Genomic DNA, 18,897 nt, shown 5'->3' with positions numbered 1-18,897 from the left:
ATTTTAATTATTTGATGTTGTATCGGCCTTCTTCTTTGTATTCTTTAGAATACCTCCCAGAATATTTTTTGCTGCATCCTGCACTTGTTTCTGCTGAGATTGATTTATAGAATCTCTTTTGGTGATCGGCGTATTTCCCGATGTAGAATCAGTTTTTTGCGTATTTACCGCAGTAGTATCATTCTTATTAAAAGGTTTGTTTGGATCTCTTTTCCCTTGCAGAATGTCATTGATCGCATCTACGGCTTTATTTTCAAGATTTTTCTTCTGCTGGGCAACCACTTTCTGAGTAAGATTATTTACCGCTTGTTGCATATCCAACTTGATCTGCGGACTATTAAAAGTACCGGTAATTCCAATTGGAAGTTCTACCGTTGTATTTTCAATGCTTTCACCACTAAGCTTTCCTAAAGTGCTGCCCACTTCAGATCCGAGATATTTGGCAGGAACGTCCAGTTTCAGGTCATAATTCATATTCATATCAAACCCGTGACTTCCGGCTACCTGGAAATCAATGCCTTTGATATTAAAATTCATTGGAGCGATCTGCACCATTCCGTCATTAAAAGTCAGTTTGGTTTTTAACTTACTTAGATCTATATCTTCAAAATTGATAAAGTTCAGCTGGCTATCCAGTTTTGCTAGTAAAGCTGCTTTTTCCGGATTGATCTCTGCTGTTAGGAGTTCAGCCAGCGCATTCCCAACTAGACTAGACAACTGAGGCGTGAGGTCGTCATTCAAATTACCTTTTATATTTAAAGTAGACTGAAGTTTTCCTTCAATAGCACTTGCCAGAGGAGCAAGATTTTGCATTAATTCCAATCCGTTAAAAGATGAAGCGATATCCAGTGAATTCAAATTCAGGTCCATTTCGAATACGGGAGTTGGATTCTTAGTTGAAACCAGTCCATTCAGACCGATGCTTCCATTGAAAATATTCGTGGAAATATCCTGAAGCCTGGCGGTTTCATCTCTTATCACCAATAGCCCTTTAGCATTTTTCAATTCCAGGTTGTCGTAAAGAACCGTATTCGCATTAAATCTTAATTCCATATCCAGAAAAGAAGGAACTTTTACCGCTTCCTTTCCGGTAGTTTTTGCTACAGTTTGCTCCCTGCCTTCCTCATCTGTAGTAGTGATCTCTTCAGTTTCAGCGACCATAAAGTCGTTTACGGAGAAGGTATTCGACTGCACCTGAAAATTACCCTTTAATTGTTGGTCTGTAAATAAGAATCCCATCAAATTCTGGAGGGTTCCCGATGCAGTAAGATCAGTCTTACCTGTGGTCATTTTTAAATTTGGAACATTTACATTTCCCTGGTTAAAATTCATATCAGCATTGGCGATCTGAACTTCATTTGGAATTTCAGGTGATCTGTATTTAAAATCCCTGATCGAAGCTTTACCGCTACTTTTTACATTCTGATATTGTTCATTTTCAATAGAATTCATATCAAAACTCGTCTGGATATCTGCGGTAAGAAGTCCGTTAAGATCCTGTTCCATCTCCAGGGGATATGCCTGACTCAAATTAGCCAGGTTCACCGTTCCTTTTAAAGCAAGGTCTACCAGCATATTTTCTGTGATATTGCTGATGTTACCATTTGCAGAAAACCTGTCCTGGTCTATTCTAAAAGTCGCATTATTTATATTGATATAAGTTTCTTCAGCAAGCCCGGAATCGTTTATTATCTCCATGTCCAGACTTATGTCTTGAACACTTTTTGGAAGATCTGGATATTTAAAAGAGGCATTATTGGAAGTGATTTTTATATCCAATTTTGGGATATACGTATCATCTGTCTTTCCGAAGATTCTACCGTTCACTATAAAATCTCCATTAGTTTCCACGTCCTCGATATTCTTAGCGTAAATCTCGGGAATCACTGCAAGGAAGTTCTTAAAGTCTGATGAAGGTGTTTTAAAGGTGATATCCATTTCAGTATCCTCTTTATTCACCTGAACATAACCATCGAAGGTCAATGGCAACTGGTTTACCCTCGCCTCATTTTCCAGGAACGTATATTTCATATTTTCCAGATCCATCTGAAAGACAGCATCCAGGCTTACCTGGTTCTGATTTAGATAATTCACACCATCGTAATCCAGTGAAACCAATGCTTCAGAATAAGTATCTAATTCAGACTGATCCAGAGAAAAATCTCCTGTTCCTTCGTGATTCAGATTTTTAACTTCCAGACCGATCTTTGCCTGTTCATCATTATATTTTAACCTGGAATTATTGATCTCGTAATGTTTAAGATCAAGACTGAAAGGAGTACTTTCTGAATTCGTGGTCGCGGTATCTGCAATGGCGATATCGTAATTATTGTTCCCTAGCGAATCAACTTTTATGTTGATAAAAGCATTATTGAGGGTAAGCTGATCTATTTTTTTTGCCTCCGCGCTGCTTTTGAAAAGTTCTTTAACAGACATTTCCAGGGTAACTTCTTCACCGGTTGCTAGCGTATCGCCTTTAAATGGTTCATTATTGATGATGCTAAGATCTTCGATCACCAGCGTTGCCTGCGGAAAACTCCTGAACATGCTTAGGTCGATATCTTCAAAATCTACCTGTGCATTGAGATTTTCGTTCAGGGTTTTTCTAACGAGATCCTTCAGTTGTGATTCGAAAACAAAAGGAGCTATTACCAAAAGAATAATAATAGTGAGTATGATAAATCCAAAAATTTTTAAAGCCTTTTTCATCTTAATTATTATAACAATTATTGTTGATCAATTTTAAGCCGATTCAAATTTGAGCTCTTCAGCGGGTTTAAGATCAAAGCGTTTTCTAAATGCGTAAACTGCTGCATATAAAAATGGTGTATCACACGCGGCAACCAGTACTTTGAATAAAAATCCGCTAAGTAGCAGTCCGCCAAATAATTCCCAATCGATCTTTCCAAAGCTACAGAGCAAAAACAAGACCGAAAATGTGTCTACGAACTGCGAAAGAAAGGTTGAAAAATTATTTCGCAACCATAAGTGTTTTCCTTTCGTTAACCTTTTCCAGAAATGAAACAGGTGTATGTCTATATATTGAGCCAATAAGTAAGCCACCATGGATGCAAAAACAGCAATAGCAGTTGCTCCAAACACTTTTTCAAATAGGGAGTTGTTTATTGGCGACCACCCTGTTGCCGGAACTGCATCTGCCACAAAGATTATCAATAATGAAAAGAACGATGCGAAGATCCCCGTGGTTACTACCTGGTTCGCTTTCTTTTTTCCATAGACTTCACTGATGATATCGGTAATTAAAAAGGTTACCGGATAAGGCAATATCCCAACCGAAATTTCAAAAGTGTATAATCCGAAAAAATCCCAGGAGAAAAACTTTTGAAAGATGAGGTTAGATACAACCAGGGAAGCGATAAAAAGAGCGCTTAGGACCATATAAATTTGCTGAGCCTTAAGCTTATCTTTCAGGTAGTGTTTTGCCAAATTTTGTTATTAAGTCTTTAATCAAAATTAAGAGTATGTGCTTTTGTTTTGCTTAATTTGCTGTGAAATTATTTGGCGCTACCTATTAAAATTTTCTTAATCCGCTTTGAAATCCCCTAAAACCGTAATAATAGCAATGGGAAGTAACCTTGGTAACCGCCTTGGTTTCATGCAACAAGCCCTTCAAAAGATACATGAAAATATTGGTTGGATCGACGAGATTTCAAAGATATATGAAACTCCGGCCTGGGGTTTTGAAGGAAATTCTTTTCTGAATTCTTGTATATCGGTTTCTACAAGACTGGAAGCTGAGGAAATTCTGCGCCAGCTTTTACAAATAGAAACTGAACTGGGAAGAGAGCGTGCCGATGCTGAAAATTACCAGAACAGGACTATAGATCTCGATATTCTTCTATTTGAGGATAAAGTGATCGAAACAGATTCTCTAAAGGTGCCACATCCCGGAATTCCTAACCGTGGTTTTGTATTACAGCCTTTAAATGATATTGCAGCTCATGAAAAACACCCGGTTTCTGGAAAAAAGATCAGCCAGTTATTAGAAGAAACGGCAGATACTTCCAAAATATCTATAACTACGGAAACGCTGAAAAAACCTGCTTATTCTTATAATTTCCCAGCCTGTAATTATATTGCGGTGGAAGGAAATATCGGCGCGGGAAAGACCAGTTTTTCTACGATGGTTTCCGAAGATTTCAATGCCAAGCTTATTTTAGAAAGGTTCAAGGATAACCCGTTCCTACCAAAATTTTATGAAAATAAGGAGCGTTATGCTTTCTCTTTAGAAATGTCTTTCCTGGCAGACAGATACCAGCAACTTTCAGATGACCTGGCACAATACGACCTTTTTAAGGATTTTGTGATCTCAGATTACGATGTTTTCAAGTCGCTGATCTTTGCCAAAATTACCCTGCATGAAGATGAATATTCTTTATATCACAAGCTATTTCATCTAATGTATAAAGAGCTGGTAAAGCCTGAACTTTACATTTACCTGTATCAAAATACGGAAAGATTATTGGAGAATATCAAAAAACGTGGACGTGATTACGAACAGAATATTCAACCGGAATATCTCATCAATATCAATAAGAGCTACCTTAATTTTATCAAATCCCAGAGCAATATGAAAGTCCAGGTGATCGATATTTCAGGTCTGGATTTTGTCTCTAACCGCAAGGATTATCTATGGCTATTATCAGAAATTGATAAAGCTGCGAATTAGGCTTTTTCTGAATTCATCTTGGAAAAAAGATCCCACAAAACTACTCCCGTACTTACTGAGATATTAAGCGAATGTTTGCTTCCAAGCTGCGGTATTTCTATAACGCCATCGCTTTCAGATACCACTTTTTGCTGAACACCTTTCACTTCATTACCAAAAACTACTGCGATCTTATTATCGCTTTCAGGGGTGAAATCATTCAGCATGGTAGCGCCCTCGGCTTGTTCAATCGAATAAACTTTAATTCCATCGTCTTTTAATTGCTGTACAAGTTCGAGACAATCTTCAACATATTCCCAGGAAACAGTTTCAGTCGCGCCCAGTGCAGTCTTTTGAATGTCTTTGTGTGGTGGTTGGGCGGTAATTCCGCAGAGATATATTTTTTCGATAAGAAATGCATCGGCCGTGCGAAAAACAGAACCAATATTGTTAAGACTTCTTACATTATCAAGGACAATGATGATCGGAGTTTTTTTAGCTTCTTTGAACTCATTTATACTTTTCCTGTCCAGTTCGCTATTGCGTAGTTTTCTCTTTTCCATACCGCAAAAATAGAAATTTGGTCAGTTATTTTTAATCATATAATTAACTGTAAGTCAAAACTTTATAATTTTTTCACTAAATTAGAATTCATATTTCCCCCTATTTTACACAAATGCTTGTTTTTGTTATGGTTCAGTTATTAACTAAAACCAATCATTATGAAATTATTCAAAACAACAATTGCCGTTTTTGTATTTCTATTTGCAAGCAGTTTCAGCTTTTCACAGGAAATGAAGGCTGAAAAGTATGAGAATCCACAATGGGTTAGCATTTCTTACATCAAATTTAAGCCGATGAAAAAAGATCCTGCCATGGGCATCATCAATAATTATTTTGCCAAGGCAGATGAAGATGCAGGGATAGATCCGCCGGTAGCCTACAATTTCCCAATGGGAAAATATGATATGATGGTGATCTGGGATATGGAAGATGGAATCGAAACCCTGAACTGGAAAACCACCCCAGGTGATGTAAAATGGATGACTTCTATGGCGAAGATTGCCGGTGGCCAGGATAAGGCCATGGCCAAATTAGAGGAATTCCTTTCTTACGTAGAGGCCTGGGATAATACTATGGCGAGGAAGGAATAAAAAATAAAAATTTTAAAACAGATGGGATTTCCCAATCCCATCTGTTTTAGCACCGAAATAACCAGAATTTTTTCATCAACACAACCAACCAAACAGGATTTTATGAAAGAGCAAAAACACTGGTCAAAATCTGAACTTCAGATCTATATTTTAATGCTTTGTGCAAACGCCGATTCCAATATTACCGATGAGGAACTGGAGGTGATTAAAAACAAAACCGACAGAAAAACTTTTGATCGGCTTTACCACGAATTTTTGGAAGACAGCGAAGATGAAAGCCTGGAGAAGATTCAGGATAATCTCGTGCTTCACGAATATTCGCATAAAGAGCTGGTTGCATTAAGAAAAGAGATGTTCGAGGTTTTCTTTTCTGATAAAAAATTCAACCAGATGGAGAATACTCTGGATAAAATCCTGAACAATATTCTTTATTAATATTTTGAGCATACATAATCCTGAAGTGGCCTATGGACCAACCAAAAAATAAACCCTCTCAGCATTTAAAGAATAAGCATACAGATGATCTTATTGACCATTACTGGGGGAGTATCAGTTACGTTTCCAGTCTTATAAAAGCTTCAGAGATCAAAGCAGGTTTGATCCTTTCATTTTACGGGATCCTGCTCAATTTTGTTTATCAGAATATTAATCTAGTGCTGGATCATTTTGATAATGATACGATCATTTATTTGTTGCTGGCGACCTGGTTTAGCTGTGCGGTGGCTTCGATCTATTTTAGCATCCGGTGTTTTATGCCCAGGATAGAGTCTAAATATGATAAGAATATCTTCTTTTTCGGTGACGTGATCACCAAATTTGGAGATATCAAAGAATTTTCAAAAACCTTTTTTTCGATCAGTATAGATGAGGATCAGTTATTTGATCAATTGGGTCAGCAGATTTTTATCAACGCAAAGATCGCAAACCTTAAATTCAGAAATGTGCAAAAAGCGCTGAAATTCCTGGCTGTGCAATTTATTTTCTTATTGATCATCGTGGTTTATTATGTGATCGCCACATTTATTTAATTGGACGCTAGTGGAAATGATAAATGCTAGATAAAACCAAGTATTATTTTGTTAATTAGTTGAAGCGAAAAATGGCACCACAGTGGTGTCATTTTTTTTGAAATTAATGTTGGGGTCGTCCGACATAGAACATGCTGAATTTGAGATTATCTTAAATTGCGCTGAATTTAAATCTGAAAATTTGCCCAGACCTAAAAAATCTTTTGAAACCAATAATATCAATTTTAAGGAAAGCTTTTCTTCCCTGAAATTCGTTCCCAGATTCTTCCAGGAAATACGCAAAGTCAACCCGCTCTTATTCTATTCCAATGTGTTTGGAAGAATTTTGAATGCGATCTTACCGGTGGTGATGCTCTGGCTGGGAAAACTAATCATTGATGAAGTGGTGATCCAGATATCTGCTGAATCCAAGGATCTTGACAGATTGTGGATATTGGTGGCTGCAGAATTTGGACTGGCCATTATTTCAGATCTTTTAAGCCGGGGAATTAGTCTTAGCGATGCCTTGCTCGGAGATCAATATTCCATCGATACATCAGTAAAAATTATCAAGAAAACTTCAGAATTGAATCTTGATCAGCTGGAAGATTCTGAATTTTACGATAAACTAGAAAGAGCCAGGCAACAAACTACGGGAAGAGTTGGACTAATGTCGAATATTTTAACCCAGGGAGAAGATGTGATCGTAATAATTTCCCTGCTTGCCGGGGTGGTAGCTTTTGAACCCTGGCTTATCATTCTTCTGGTGGTATCCATAATCCCGACGATCATCAATGAGATCAAATTCAGCGGAACCAGTTATTCGCTGGCGAGAAGCTGGACGCAAGAACGCCGGGAACTCGATTATTTGCGATATGCGGGTGCCAGCGATGTGACGGCTAAAGAGGTTAAACTATTTGGTTTGTCCAATTACCTGGCCGATCGGTTCAAGGGACTTTCAGACAAATATTATTTACAAAGTAAAAGTCTGGCTAAGCAACGCGCGGGATGGGGTTCATTTTTCAATGTTATTGGGACTGCCGCATATTATGGCGCTTATATATTTATAATTTTCAGAACGGTGGCCGGGATATTCAGCCTAGGTGACCTTACTTTTCTTTCAGGATCTTTCAACAGGCTTAGGTCAAAATTACAGGGGTTTTTCACCAGGTTCACGGCAATCACGGAAAGTGCACTATATCTTCAGGATTATTTTGAGTTTCTTGACCTGGCTTTAGAAGAAAGTTCTGTGGATGGAAAACTTGATCTTCCGGAGAAAATTAAAAAAGGCTTTGAGTTTAAAAATGTTGGATTCAAATACCCAAAGTCTGAAAAATGGGTGGTGCGAAATATCAATTTTGAACTGAGAGCAGGCGAGAAGCTGGCCTTCGTAGGAGAGAACGGTGCCGGTAAAACCACACTTATCAAATTACTTTTGCAATTTTATGAACCCACCGAAGGAGAAATTCTTCTGGACGGAATACCAATCACTAAATATGACCAGGCGGCTTACAGACAGTATTTTGGAGTGATCTTTCAGGATTTCGTGAAATTTGAACTAACGCTGCGGGAGAATATCGCCATGGGTGAAATTCAGGAGATCGGGAACCAGGAAAGAATAGATGGCGCTGCAGAAAAAAGTCTTGCGCAGGAGGTTGTTGGAGATCTTCCCTTGGGATATGACCAGCCATTAGGTAAAAGATTCAAGCATGGAAAGGATCTTTCCGGTGGACAGTGGCAAAAGATCGCGATAGCCCGGGCTTATATGAAAGATGCTGAGGTGCTCGTGCTAGATGAGCCTACTTCCGCTCTGGACGCTCGTGCAGAAACGGAGGCTTTCCAACGTTTTATCAAACTTACCGAAGGCAAGACCGCGGTGATCATTTCTCATAGGTTCAGCACCGTGCGTATTGCAGATAGGATCATGGTTCTAAAAGATGGGGCGGTGCTTGAAATTGGCACCCACCTGGAGCTGATGGAAAATGATAAGCTCTACGCTGAACTTTTTAATTTACAGGCTGCGGGATACCAGTAAAATTTAAAGAGGTTAGAAAATTGCCGAATATCGCTTTTACTTAAATGCGATACTTTACTTACTTTAGCGATCGATAAAAATCCTTCATTTTGGCAGCAAAAAAATCCCAGAAAGTAACTCCTTTAATGCAGCAGTATAATAGCATCAAGCTTAAATATCCTGATGCGATGTTGCTCTTCAGAGTTGGGGATTTCTATGAAACTTTCGGAGAAGACGCGGTAAAGGCCGCACGAATTCTAAATATCGTTCTTACCAATCGAAATAACGGTGGAGAGCGGACAGAATTAGCAGGATTTCCACATCACTCACTGAATACATATCTGCCTAAACTGGTGAAGGCTGGTCAGCGTGTGGCGATCTGCGATCAGCTGGAAGATCCCAAGATGACCAAAACTATCGTAAAACGGGGAGTGACCGAATTGGTCACTCCGGGTGTAGCGATGAACGATGATATCCTTCAGAGTAAATCGAACAATTTTCTTTGCGCCGTTCACTTCGGAAAAAAGATCCTTGGAGTTTCCTTCCTGGATGTCTCCACCGGTGAATTTTTGTGCGCGCAGGGAAACATAGAATATATTGATAAACTACTTCAGAATTTTTCACCTAGTGAAATACTGGTTCAAAAGAAATATAAAAAGGAATTCAACGAGAGTTTCGGGAAAGACATGCATTGTTTCTACCTGGACGACTGGATCTTTAAAACAGATTATGCCGAGGAAACCCTGAATGCCCATTTTCAAACCAAATCTCTTAAAGGTTTTGGAGTAGATCACCTTGAAGAAGGAGTGATCGCTTCCGGAGCCGTTCTGTATTACCTGGCAGAAACCAGGCACCACAGGCTTCAGCATATTACTTCCATAAATCGTATTGCAGAAGAGCAATATGTATGGATGGACAGGTTTACCATAAGGAACCTGGAACTATATCATTCTACCGCGGCCAACGCTGTAACTCTTCTGGATGTTATTGATAAGACTATTTCGCCTATGGGAGGCCGACTCCTCAAAAGATGGCTGGCCCTTCCTTTAAAAAATTCAGAAATGATCAATAAAAGGCTGGAAGTGGTTGATTTTCTAATTAAAAATCCGGAGATCCTGGCAAATATCCAGGATCAGATTCGAGAGATCAGCGATCTTGAAAGACTTATTTCCAAAGTAGCCACACAAAGAATTAGTCCGCGTGAGGTCAATCAGCTGAAAAATTCTTTGAACGCGATACTTCCGGTAAAAGAACTGGCGTCAAACTGCGATAATGAAGCTCTAAAAGTAATTGGTGATAACCTGCACGGCTGCGATCTCCTGCGACAAAAGATTTCAGAAAGTATTAGTGAGGATGCACCGGTAAATGTTCAGAAAGGTAACGTGATCGCCAAAGGCTTTTCAAAAGAGCTGGATGATCTGCGAAATATTGCATTTTCCGGAAAAGATTACCTGGATAATATGATCCAGAGGGAAACCGAAACAACTGGAATCTCTTCTCTCAAAATTGGTAATAACAATGTTTACGGGTATTATATTGAAGTAAGGAATACGCATAAAGATAAAGTTCCTGCGGAATGGACTCGTAAACAAACCCTGGTAAATGCCGAAAGATATATCACCGAGGAGTTGAAAGAATATGAGTCTAAGATCCTGGGAGCCGAAGAGAAGATCTTGCAATTAGAACAGGAAATCTTTGGGAAACTGGTAGCGTGGATGGGTGAATATATAGATCCTGTTCAGCAAAATGCCAGGTTGATCGCCAGGCTAGATTGCCTTTGTTCTTTCGCGCAACAGGCGCAAACAGAGAATTATTCTAAGCCGGTAATTTCAGATTCTTATTGTTTGGAAATCGAAGATGGAAGGCACCCGGTGATTGAAAAGCAATTGCCTCCGGGTGAAGTTTATGTCACCAATAATTTACATCTGGACCGGGAAGAACAGCAGATCATTATGATCACCGGGCCTAATATGAGTGGTAAATCGGCAATCTTAAGACAAACCGCCCTGATCGTGCTGATGGCCCAGATGGGAAGTTTTGTTCCGGCAACGGCAGCAGAGATCGGACTGGTAGATAAAATTTTTACCAGGGTAGGAGCAAGCGATAATATTTCGATGGGTGAATCTACTTTTATGGTAGAAATGAATGAAACCGCTAGTATTCTGAATAATATTTCAGATAGAAGCCTGGTGTTGCTTGATGAAATTGGACGAGGGACTAGCACATACGATGGGATTTCCATCGCCTGGGCGATTAGCGAATACCTGCACGAACACCCGGCAAAACCTAAAACCTTATTTGCGACGCATTATCACGAGCTTAATGAAATGTGCGAGACTTTTGATAGGATTAAAAATTTCAATGTTTCGGTAAAGGAGCTTAAGGATAATGTTCTATTTCTGCGGAAACTTGTTCCGGGTGGTAGTGAACACAGTTTTGGAATACATGTAGCGAAGATGGCAGGGATGCCCCAAATGGTGCTGCTCCGGGCGAACAAAATCCTCGCAAAGCTGGAAGCTTCACATTCCATGGAAGATTCAGGAGAAATTCTTAAGAAGTCGGCAGAAGACGAAATGCAATTGAGCTTCTTCAATTTGGACGATCCGTTGCTTGAAGACCTAAAACAAGAATTGCTGGGGATAGATATAGATACACTCACCCCGGTGGAAGCTTTGATGAAACTGAATGAGATCAAACGAATGTTGTCAATTAACAATAAACATTGATCAATGGAAGGGAAGCATTACTAGTTAGTCATGGTTAACTGTCCTACTAAACTTGTTTCTAAACCTCATTTTATTTAAGGTGTTCTGACGAGTCAGTTTCTACATATTATGGTTGATTTAAGTTTTTTTCCAACAATACTTTTCACCGCTCTTTTCTCATTATAAGGCAGTAAACAGAAATGCTTGTGATGAATAAAATTTCAGGCAGCTTTTTTCTTAAAAAATTCTTTGCCATTATAAGATTTGTCTTAAATTTGCCTCCGCAATAAGCGCTCCGGCGAGATTGCAATGTTCTTAAAAATCGCGAAAATAGCTCAGTTGGTAGAGCGCCACCTTGCCAAGGTGGAGGTCGCGGGTTCGAATCCCGTTTTTCGCTCATTTATAAACTTACGCTCGGATGGTGGAATTGGTAGACACGTTGGACTTAAAATCCAATGACCAGCAACGGTCGTGCGGGTTCAAGTCCCGCTCCGAGTACCAGAGACCCTCTTAATCATTTGATTTTGAGGGTTTTTTGTTTTAAAGGGGCAACGAAAAGGGCAACATTTTTTAGTTTGAATGATTAAAATAAATATATTTCCTATCTTTCATTTTTTGAAAAAATAATTAATTGAATTAAGACTTTCCCACCTAAGTTGAATAAAATTCTCTACATAAAAAGTCTTCATAGACCTTATAATCAAAACCTCAATTCAATCAAATGGGTTTGTAATTTTATCAAAAAGTATAATAAAAATGGTCGGATAGCAAAATCTGATTTTTATACAGAGTTCTATTTGTATCAATTAAAGAAGTTTTTTGAATTATATAAAAGGCATGATAACTTACTAGTACATGGAATTCCTTCTTCTATTGCAATTTCAAGTTCTTTTGAAGAACTTAATGGATTGGATATTGGTTCACAGAAATCCATAATTCAAAAATCTCTAGAGGAGCGAAATACTATTGTTCAAAAGTCAATTTTCAATAGTTATAAGGCTACTTCTTACTTTATTAATTTGGCAAAGGATAAGCTTGATTTTGTAGATGAAGACTATCTACTTAGTGTAAGAGGAGAAGAGTTGGTTCGATTAAGGAGTAATGAATTGAAATTAAGTAGAAAGGAAAAGAATATTTTCTTTTTATCTATAATGGAAAATGACTTTCATTTTTTTATTTCGCTAGCCTTGATTAAAAAAGCTTTAAAGAATTTTAATAATTTGAATCTATTTGATATTCATTATAATTTTCTATTTGAGCAGTTTAATCTGAAACATTTCAACTTTACTGAGGCAAGTCAATCAAATTTCAATAAGGTTCGTCATCATTGGATGAATGATTTAGATCTTTTGGATAAAAATCTGAATATACGTAAAGTATATTTGCGATTGATTGAAGAGAATCAGATGAAACAGCAATTCGATTCCTTGAAACGAACTATTGAATTGTATTCTAAAAACGCCATAAGAAGTCAAAGTAGACTTCAGGATAACATCAATTTATTTATAAAAATATATAAATCAGCTCCTAAAAATGAACTTGGATTTACATCACTAGAGAGTATGGCAAATGAAATGCCAATGAGTAAAAATTCTTTTCAAAAATTTCTTACGGAATTTTATGAAGCAAAGAAAAACACTCTAAAAATTTTTTTTAATAATATCGTTCAATCTCATTCTACCAAGGGGCAATTTAAGGTAAGGAATAGGCCAGTAGTAAATATAAAAATTAAATTCTAAATCAATTTAACTTATGTCCGATTTGAAATTATGGCAAAAGCTTCAACCTACTAATATTACAAAGACATTTGTTGAGGATGTTAAGGAAGGAAAAGTTCCAGAATTGCCATATTATATAATAGATCAAGAAGACGTTAAAAATAAGGTCGGTGAAAAAATTGAAAATATTAAAAATGGAAGATTTCAAACTTCTATTTTAATTGCGAATTATGGTAATGGTAAGACAAATATTATTAAGTATCTAAAGTTGTATTATCAAAAAGTTAGAGATTCAGATATTGATGTTTTAGTATATCCAGCAGATCTAGATAACTTCGATATTTTCACTAATCTTCTAACAATGTTGGAAGATAATTACACAGATAAAATCATTGATGCTGTAATAGAATTGAAAAATAAATCATTTGATCATTCTAAGATTGCAAATAATTATGATGATAATTTTGGGGCAATAAAGCAATATGTTTTGAAATTGTTTCAAGCAGAAGGAAGGGAAGATATAAAGCGATTGTTTTATATGGGTACCGGTAGATTGAATAGTAAAAGATATTTTAATAAAGAGTCTCTAAAGCATTTAAAAAATTATGAAAGACGTGCTATTCTTGTAATGTTTTTAAATCTGTTAGCAGAAGTGAATATTTATATAATCTTTTGTTTAGATGAAGTCGAAAGAATAAGTGATAAATCGAAAGTTCGTTTTTCTAATTTTCTTACCTCCCTGAGAGAATTACATGATTTATCAACCAAGGTTAATGGTCATTATTTAATTTTAGCCATGACCGATAAAACGGATGGAAGTAAAATTCAAGAAACTAACGAAGCATTTTATTCTCGGATTCATCAAAATATTATTCCGATCCAACCAATATCAAAAAGCAAAGATAAAAAGGAACTTATTGAATACTTATTGAGCTTATTTGAGGAGAAAAGGGATGTAACTGAAATAATTGGTAAACTAGCTAAGGAGGATAGAGTCAATGTTAACAGTAATCGGAAATTAATTCAAAAAATCTCTGAAATTATATTTAATAATGAAGATAAAAAGTCATTAAATGAGTTATTGAATAAATATGAGCTTAAGGAAATATTCGATGAATCAAAATATGATTTGAAGGTTAATGTTGAAGCCTTTAAAAATCTACATAGGAAATTTTTTGATCCACTTGAGTATTATTTGGAAAGTCTAGCGTACAAATTTGAATACAAAAATGACAATTATTTCAAAAGTCAATTAAGGTATTATTACAATTTTAATACTGATACGTTATGCTACTTCATTTTTAATGACGATAAATCTATACTTGATCAAGAAATCATAAAAATTAATGGAATTCTCGAAGCATTAAATTACGATAAGGATTTGAATGTTCAGAAAGTATCTCTATTTGTTCCAACTAGAATGGAGCTAAATTATACCTATCTAGAAAACTACTCAAAGTTGGAAAACTATAAAATAGAAATTGTAGATGTAGAGGATTATGAAGATTTCTTTACTCTCCTTGATCTCTACCGATCACGTTTTGAATTCCAAAATGAACTTAAATTAATTATTGAGAATTACACAAATTATAGTTTATAATTATGTTTGAGAATCACAATGAAGTATTCGCATACAATATAAATTTAAATCTTGATCAATATATTGTCGCTCTCTTTAATTTATGTTTTGATGTTTCTGAACGGTTATGTAATAGCGATACAGAAGATTCTGAAATAAAAAAAGCTGTCGGATTATTTGATAAAGATGCTATCGAAAATATAGATTTTAACTTAGATGATTTTCTTGATCAAGATGAATCAGGAAATTATACTCAGAACAAAAATCACCTCTTCGAATCACTAGCAAGCAGCCTTAATAAACATTACTTAAAGAGCGATTTGTTTCTAAATGAATTGCGAACTAAAGGATATATCTACTTTTTAAAAGATAGTTCTATTGTTTACACAACAATACCCGAATCAGGATTTAAAGGTAATATCAATGAAAGATTCAAATCAATAGATTTAATCCAAGATCTAATTAAGTACCTTTCAAGTGATGAATTAAAGCAATCGATCAAAAGTGTTTCTGAAATTTATGAGTTTAGTAAGAGATATAGTAACTACATTGAGGTAAATCGACCAGGTTTGATTAAGCCTATCCTTTTCAAATTAAATTATGACTATTTGGATGATAGCAAAATTTATAAGGAATTATTCGATTTCGATAATGTATGGTTGAATTTGGATCACCAACTATGCACTGAAGTAGAGTTTAAAGAAAATGATGAATATTATTTAGTTCGAACTAAAGAGAATAAACGAGTTTTAGGTCTTCGGGTCGGAAATTATATTTTTTTCAAGCATGGTCATGAGGATATCATGAGTTATATAAAAAATGAATTCCAGGATCAAGTCCTCTGGAGAATTTTTAATGAAAGCATTTTCAAAAAACGTACGGCTGGCTCCAATACAGAAACTTCTTTAATTAAAGATTTTAGGTCAAAAAGTTATGAGCCTGAATTTAATAAGTTGCTTTGTAATATTCAAAATAATCTCTACATCAGAAATGGGATTAAAATTCAAGATGATTATAAAGCCTTTTTTGAGGATTTTATTTTAATAGATAGTCTGGAGCATTTTGATGATTTCAATTTCTTTGTGCCAGACCATCAAGAAGAAAAAGAGTCTCTAGGAATATACACAAAAAAGAAAATTGGAAAAAAGTATAATCTTCTTCACTACGTTCGACATAAAGATCAAAATAAGATTGAGAAATATGTAAATTCTAGTCCAACTTCAAAAAGTAAAAATAAAGTCCATATTCTCAAGGCAGAACTATCTTTTTATCTTATTGAAAAGTATTACGAAGACATTATTGAAAAAATCTTAGATGAATTAAAAATTTCATATATATCTAATGTAGAATTATATATAAAAGGTCAGAAAAGTTCTTATGCAGAATTTGATTTTATAATCTTTAATAAAGATGAATTCTACTTTTTGGAAGCTAAAACAACCCTTTCGAAAGACAACGTTTATCAAACTTTAAAAAAATATAATAAGCACATAGATCTACTTAAAGAAATCAGTGGGGTCAATATTTCCAATTTTCGGTTCTTCTTATTAGGAATGTTAAGTAATGAAAATTTGGATAACTATAAACATTTTTTTAATGCTGAAGACGGAGTTTATAATCGAAAGCGAGAAGGTTTTGGTGTCATCCCTTATAAATTTGATGTGCCATTTTTTAAGCATGAAGATTTGAAGTTAGAATGTATTGCTGAGCCAGAACTTAAAAAGTTAAATGAATATTTAAGAGAATTATGCCAGATATAATATTGCCCCAGACAAGATATTATGGTTCAAAACGTAAAATTGTAGATCGTATTTGGAATATTATAGTGGATGATGCACAGTTAGAATTTGACACGGTTTTAGATATTTTCGGAGGTTCTGGTTCTTTCGCATATTATGCAAAATTAAATAACAAACAGGTTTTCTATAATGATATTTTCAGATTTAATGAGATTATTGGGAGAAAATTAATAGAACAAAATAGTAATTTATTAAGCCTCGATGAGGCTATCGAACTTTTTGAAACAAAAGCTGGAGTAAATTATCAGAGTTATATTTCTGATTACTTCAATGGTATTTATTTTACAGATGAGGAAAATGAGCAATTAGATATTTATGTTCAGAACGTTTTAGCGCTTGAAGATGAAAATAAGAAATGTAGTGCCTTTTATATACTTTTTCAAAGTTGCTTGATGAAAAGGCCATATAACTTATTTCATAGAAATAATCTCAATATGAGATTAAATTTTACTAATGGAAATTTTGGAAATAAGCAAACTTGGGAGAGAAGCTTTAAGGAGCTTTTCGAAAGATTTATCATCGAATTAGATAATATTTGCTTTTCCAATAATAGAGAAAACTCAGCCTATTGTTACAGTGCTTCAGATTGTCCTATAAGAACAGATTTAGTTTATATTGATCCTCCGTATTTCACCAAAAAAAATTCAACATCATATCATAGTAAATACCATTTTCTGGAAGGTTTGGTAAACTATTACGATATTCCAGAAAATATAAACTTCGAAAAAAATAATAGGGAAATTCAATTTAATAAATCAGATGAATTTGAAAAAAAATCAAGATTTATTAATGATATGAGAAATCTAATTGAAAATCACGAGAATTCTCATCTAGTTATATCCTATCGTAATAACGGGATTCCGTCAATTGATGAAATTATAACTTTGATAAATAATTTTGACCAATTCAATGTTACAACTCATAATTTAGGTAAATATAATTATGCTTTAAGTAAGAATAATAAGCTCAATAAGGAGATTGTGATTGTTTGTGAGAATTTACATTGATTTTGTTTTAGTAAGAAAATCTTTTTCATATTATTCGATATAACACCAAGCTACCATTAATATTTGCTACCCTAGACCTGAATTAAGATCTAATAATTTTCGATATGGCACCTCTTTAAAATATTGAAATGCCCCTAAAATTTAGGGGTTAGGGAGCATATAATTTTCTCAAAATAATATTACACTATTTTCTCATCGATTACCAAAACTTTGGAAATAGTCAATTCTAATGATCATTAATAATGCTCTCTGAAGGAGAGAATTATATGGAATGTATTTTAATAGTGGTTAATTTTGATATTTATTGCCCTTCTTTAAATTCATTCAAGTAAGCTTTTCGAAATCACTTACTAGCTTCTTTATTTTAATTTCTAATTTATCCTCAGTTGGATATAATACCTCTTCAGGCATCGGTGGGAAAAAATTATCCCAAAATCTCCCATCATTATTATCTAATTTGAATTTTGCCACCATTCTATTTGCTAGATCATCATTCTTGGTTTTATCTCGTGTAAAGGGAAATTTACCGACTAAATAGCCTTCTTGATATCGTGGTCTGATTGCTTCTACCGAAACAACATTTTGTAACTTCAATAAGATAATTCCTAGATCCGTATAATATGAAATACTTTGATTAGGAAAAGGAAGGCCAAACACATATAGGTAACCAGTCCTTGATTTATTTAATGCAAAAGTAGCAGCGACACGTAATGATTGAGTTATATCAATTAATGGAGTCGGACAAACTTCATAATGCTGAAATATGGACATGTAATATTCCGCTGGCAAATTAACTGGGATTCGCCTGTTAACAAAATCAATTAAGTCGTATAATTTATCATATCTTTTTTTAACCTCTTTTTTTCTAATTGAGTATTTAAGATTTCCATTATTTTTCCTGCCTGGTCTACAAATTCCAGGCATTATAGTTGATTTTTGTTTTCTATCACTATAATAGATATGTTGATTGTTTAGATAATCCTTAGATTGCCCTCTATAAAACATTTCGAAGGATTTGTTTCTCAGTGTTACTAATGCAACTTGATCGATTAAGTCACGGAACGATTTTACTTCATATCCTTCACTAGCCCTTACCTTACTAACATTAGCACCAATGCTATCCCATTCTTTTTTCGTGCCAACTTTAAAATCACTTTGAAACGGATCTGTCCCTCCTTCTAGAAAACTTACTTTTTTCTGATAATGAGAACGAAGTTCACCTTCTATTTTTTTCATAATATGATC

The 18,897-nt window shown here is 35.1% G+C and carries 14 protein-coding genes and 2 tRNA genes; 12 read left to right on the top strand and 4 right to left on the bottom strand.

The genetic code is table 11. The annotated features are described in order from the left end of the window. Positions 1-3: 3 nt before the first annotated feature. Together AC2S94_RS01730 and AC2S94_RS01725 are read right to left on the bottom strand one after the other, a co-directional pair. Positions 4-2,709 (bottom strand): AsmA family protein, encoded by a 2,706-nt coding sequence (locus AC2S94_RS01730; RefSeq protein ID WP_484629791.1) that lies wholly within the window; start codon positions 2,707-2,709, stop codon positions 4-6. 33 nt (positions 2,710-2,742) lie between these two features. Beyond that, on the bottom strand, positions 2,743-3,399 hold the full coding sequence (locus AC2S94_RS01725; RefSeq protein ID WP_484630887.1) for a queuosine precursor transporter: 657 nt from the start codon (positions 3,397-3,399) through the stop codon (positions 2,743-2,745). 154 nt (positions 3,400-3,553) lie between these two features. Between AC2S94_RS01725 and folK the strand changes: the two genes are divergently transcribed. Next, the gene (gene folK, locus AC2S94_RS01720) at positions 3,554-4,690 is read left to right on the top strand and encodes a 2-amino-4-hydroxy-6-hydroxymethyldihydropteridine diphosphokinase (protein ID WP_484629790.1); all 1,137 of its coding nucleotides are present in this window, start codon (positions 3,554-3,556) and stop codon (positions 4,688-4,690) included. Here folK and AC2S94_RS01715 read toward each other — a convergent pair. Next, a complete protein-coding gene (locus AC2S94_RS01715; RefSeq protein WP_484629789.1) occupies positions 4,687-5,232 on the bottom strand; it encodes an RNA methyltransferase in 546 nt (181 codons plus the stop codon). The two genes, folK and AC2S94_RS01715, sit on opposite strands and share 4 nt — an antisense overlap. Before the next feature lie 159 nt (positions 5,233-5,391). On the opposite strand from AC2S94_RS01715, the gene AC2S94_RS01710 reads away from it, so the two are divergent. The 11 genes from AC2S94_RS01710 (at position 5,392) to AC2S94_RS01660 (ending at position 17,652) form a co-directional block, all read left to right on the top strand. Continuing rightward, positions 5,392-5,823 (top strand): hypothetical protein, encoded by a 432-nt coding sequence (locus tag AC2S94_RS01710; RefSeq protein WP_484629788.1) that lies wholly within the window; start codon positions 5,392-5,394, stop codon positions 5,821-5,823. A 102-nt stretch (positions 5,824-5,925) separates the two neighbouring features. Further along, complete coding sequence (locus AC2S94_RS01705; protein ID WP_484629787.1) at positions 5,926-6,258, top strand: hypothetical protein; 333 nt, start codon at positions 5,926-5,928, stop codon at positions 6,256-6,258. Between the two features lie 32 nt (positions 6,259-6,290). After that, positions 6,291-6,851 (top strand): Pycsar system effector family protein, encoded by a 561-nt coding sequence (locus tag AC2S94_RS01700; protein ID WP_484629786.1) that lies wholly within the window; start codon positions 6,291-6,293, stop codon positions 6,849-6,851. Between the two features lie 181 nt (positions 6,852-7,032). Continuing rightward, positions 7,033-8,865 carry an ABC transporter ATP-binding protein gene (locus tag AC2S94_RS01695; protein ID WP_484629785.1) on the top strand — a complete coding sequence of 611 codons (1,833 nt, stop codon included), beginning with the start codon at positions 7,033-7,035 and terminating at the stop codon, positions 8,863-8,865. A gap of 125 nt (positions 8,866-8,990) precedes the next feature. Next, positions 8,991-11,570: a DNA mismatch repair protein MutS gene (gene mutS / locus AC2S94_RS01690; protein ID WP_484630886.1), complete on the top strand. Its 2,580-nt coding sequence runs from the start codon at positions 8,991-8,993 to the stop codon at positions 11,568-11,570. A gap of 303 nt (positions 11,571-11,873) precedes the next feature. Next, positions 11,874-11,946, top strand: a tRNA-Gly gene (locus AC2S94_RS01685). A 15-nt stretch (positions 11,947-11,961) separates the two neighbouring features. After that, positions 11,962-12,050: transfer RNA gene (locus tag AC2S94_RS01680), tRNA-Leu, on the top strand. Between the two features lie 155 nt (positions 12,051-12,205). Next, positions 12,206-13,288 (top strand): hypothetical protein, encoded by a 1,083-nt coding sequence (locus AC2S94_RS01675; protein ID WP_484629784.1) that lies wholly within the window; start codon positions 12,206-12,208, stop codon positions 13,286-13,288. A gap of 13 nt (positions 13,289-13,301) precedes the next feature. Beyond that, on the top strand, positions 13,302-14,867 hold the full coding sequence (locus tag AC2S94_RS01670) for a hypothetical protein (RefSeq protein ID WP_484629783.1): 1,566 nt from the start codon (positions 13,302-13,304) through the stop codon (positions 14,865-14,867). Positions 14,868-14,869: 2 nt separating this feature from the next. Continuing rightward, positions 14,870-16,606, top strand: coding sequence for a hypothetical protein (locus AC2S94_RS01665; protein WP_484629782.1), 1,737 nt, complete (start codon positions 14,870-14,872; stop codon positions 16,604-16,606). Then, positions 16,594-17,652, top strand: a complete 1,059-nt coding sequence (locus tag AC2S94_RS01660) for a DNA adenine methylase (RefSeq protein ID WP_484629781.1) — start codon at positions 16,594-16,596, stop codon at positions 17,650-17,652. Before AC2S94_RS01665 ends, AC2S94_RS01660 begins: the two co-directional genes overlap by 13 nt. Positions 17,653-17,976: 324 nt before the next feature. On the opposite strand, the gene AC2S94_RS01655 is transcribed toward AC2S94_RS01660, so the two are convergent. Further along, positions 17,977-18,888 (bottom strand): FRG domain-containing protein, encoded by a 912-nt coding sequence (locus tag AC2S94_RS01655; RefSeq protein ID WP_484629780.1) that lies wholly within the window; start codon positions 18,886-18,888, stop codon positions 17,977-17,979. Between the last annotated feature and the right edge of the window lie 9 nt (positions 18,889-18,897).

Source organism: Christiangramia pacifica, from assembly GCF_057221535.1.
This window is presented reverse-complemented; position numbering and strand designations above follow the sequence as displayed.

Coding starts and splice junctions, on each gene's coding strand:
- AC2S94_RS01730 (WP_484629791.1), bottom strand. CDS start 2,709: ATGAAAAAGGCTTTAAAAATTTTTGGATTTATCATACTCACTATTATT.
- AC2S94_RS01725 (WP_484630887.1), bottom strand. CDS start 3,399: ATGGTCCTAAGCGCTCTTTTTATCGCTTCCCTGGTTGTATCTAACCTC.
- AC2S94_RS01715 (WP_484629789.1), bottom strand. CDS start 5,232: ATGGAAAAGAGAAAACTACGCAATAGCGAACTGGACAGGAAAAGTATA.
- AC2S94_RS01710 (WP_484629788.1), top strand. CDS start 5,392: ATGAAATTATTCAAAACAACAATTGCCGTTTTTGTATTTCTATTTGCA.
- AC2S94_RS01705 (WP_484629787.1), top strand. CDS start 5,926: ATGAAAGAGCAAAAACACTGGTCAAAATCTGAACTTCAGATCTATATT.
- AC2S94_RS01700 (WP_484629786.1), top strand. CDS start 6,291: ATGGACCAACCAAAAAATAAACCCTCTCAGCATTTAAAGAATAAGCAT.
- mutS (WP_484630886.1), top strand. CDS start 8,991: ATGCAGCAGTATAATAGCATCAAGCTTAAATATCCTGATGCGATGTTG.
- AC2S94_RS01670 (WP_484629783.1), top strand. CDS start 13,302: ATGTCCGATTTGAAATTATGGCAAAAGCTTCAACCTACTAATATTACA.
- AC2S94_RS01665 (WP_484629782.1), top strand. CDS start 14,870: ATGTTTGAGAATCACAATGAAGTATTCGCATACAATATAAATTTAAAT.
- AC2S94_RS01660 (WP_484629781.1), top strand. CDS start 16,594: ATGCCAGATATAATATTGCCCCAGACAAGATATTATGGTTCAAAACGT.
- AC2S94_RS01655 (WP_484629780.1), bottom strand. CDS start 18,888: ATGAAAAAAATAGAAGGTGAACTTCGTTCTCATTATCAGAAAAAAGTA.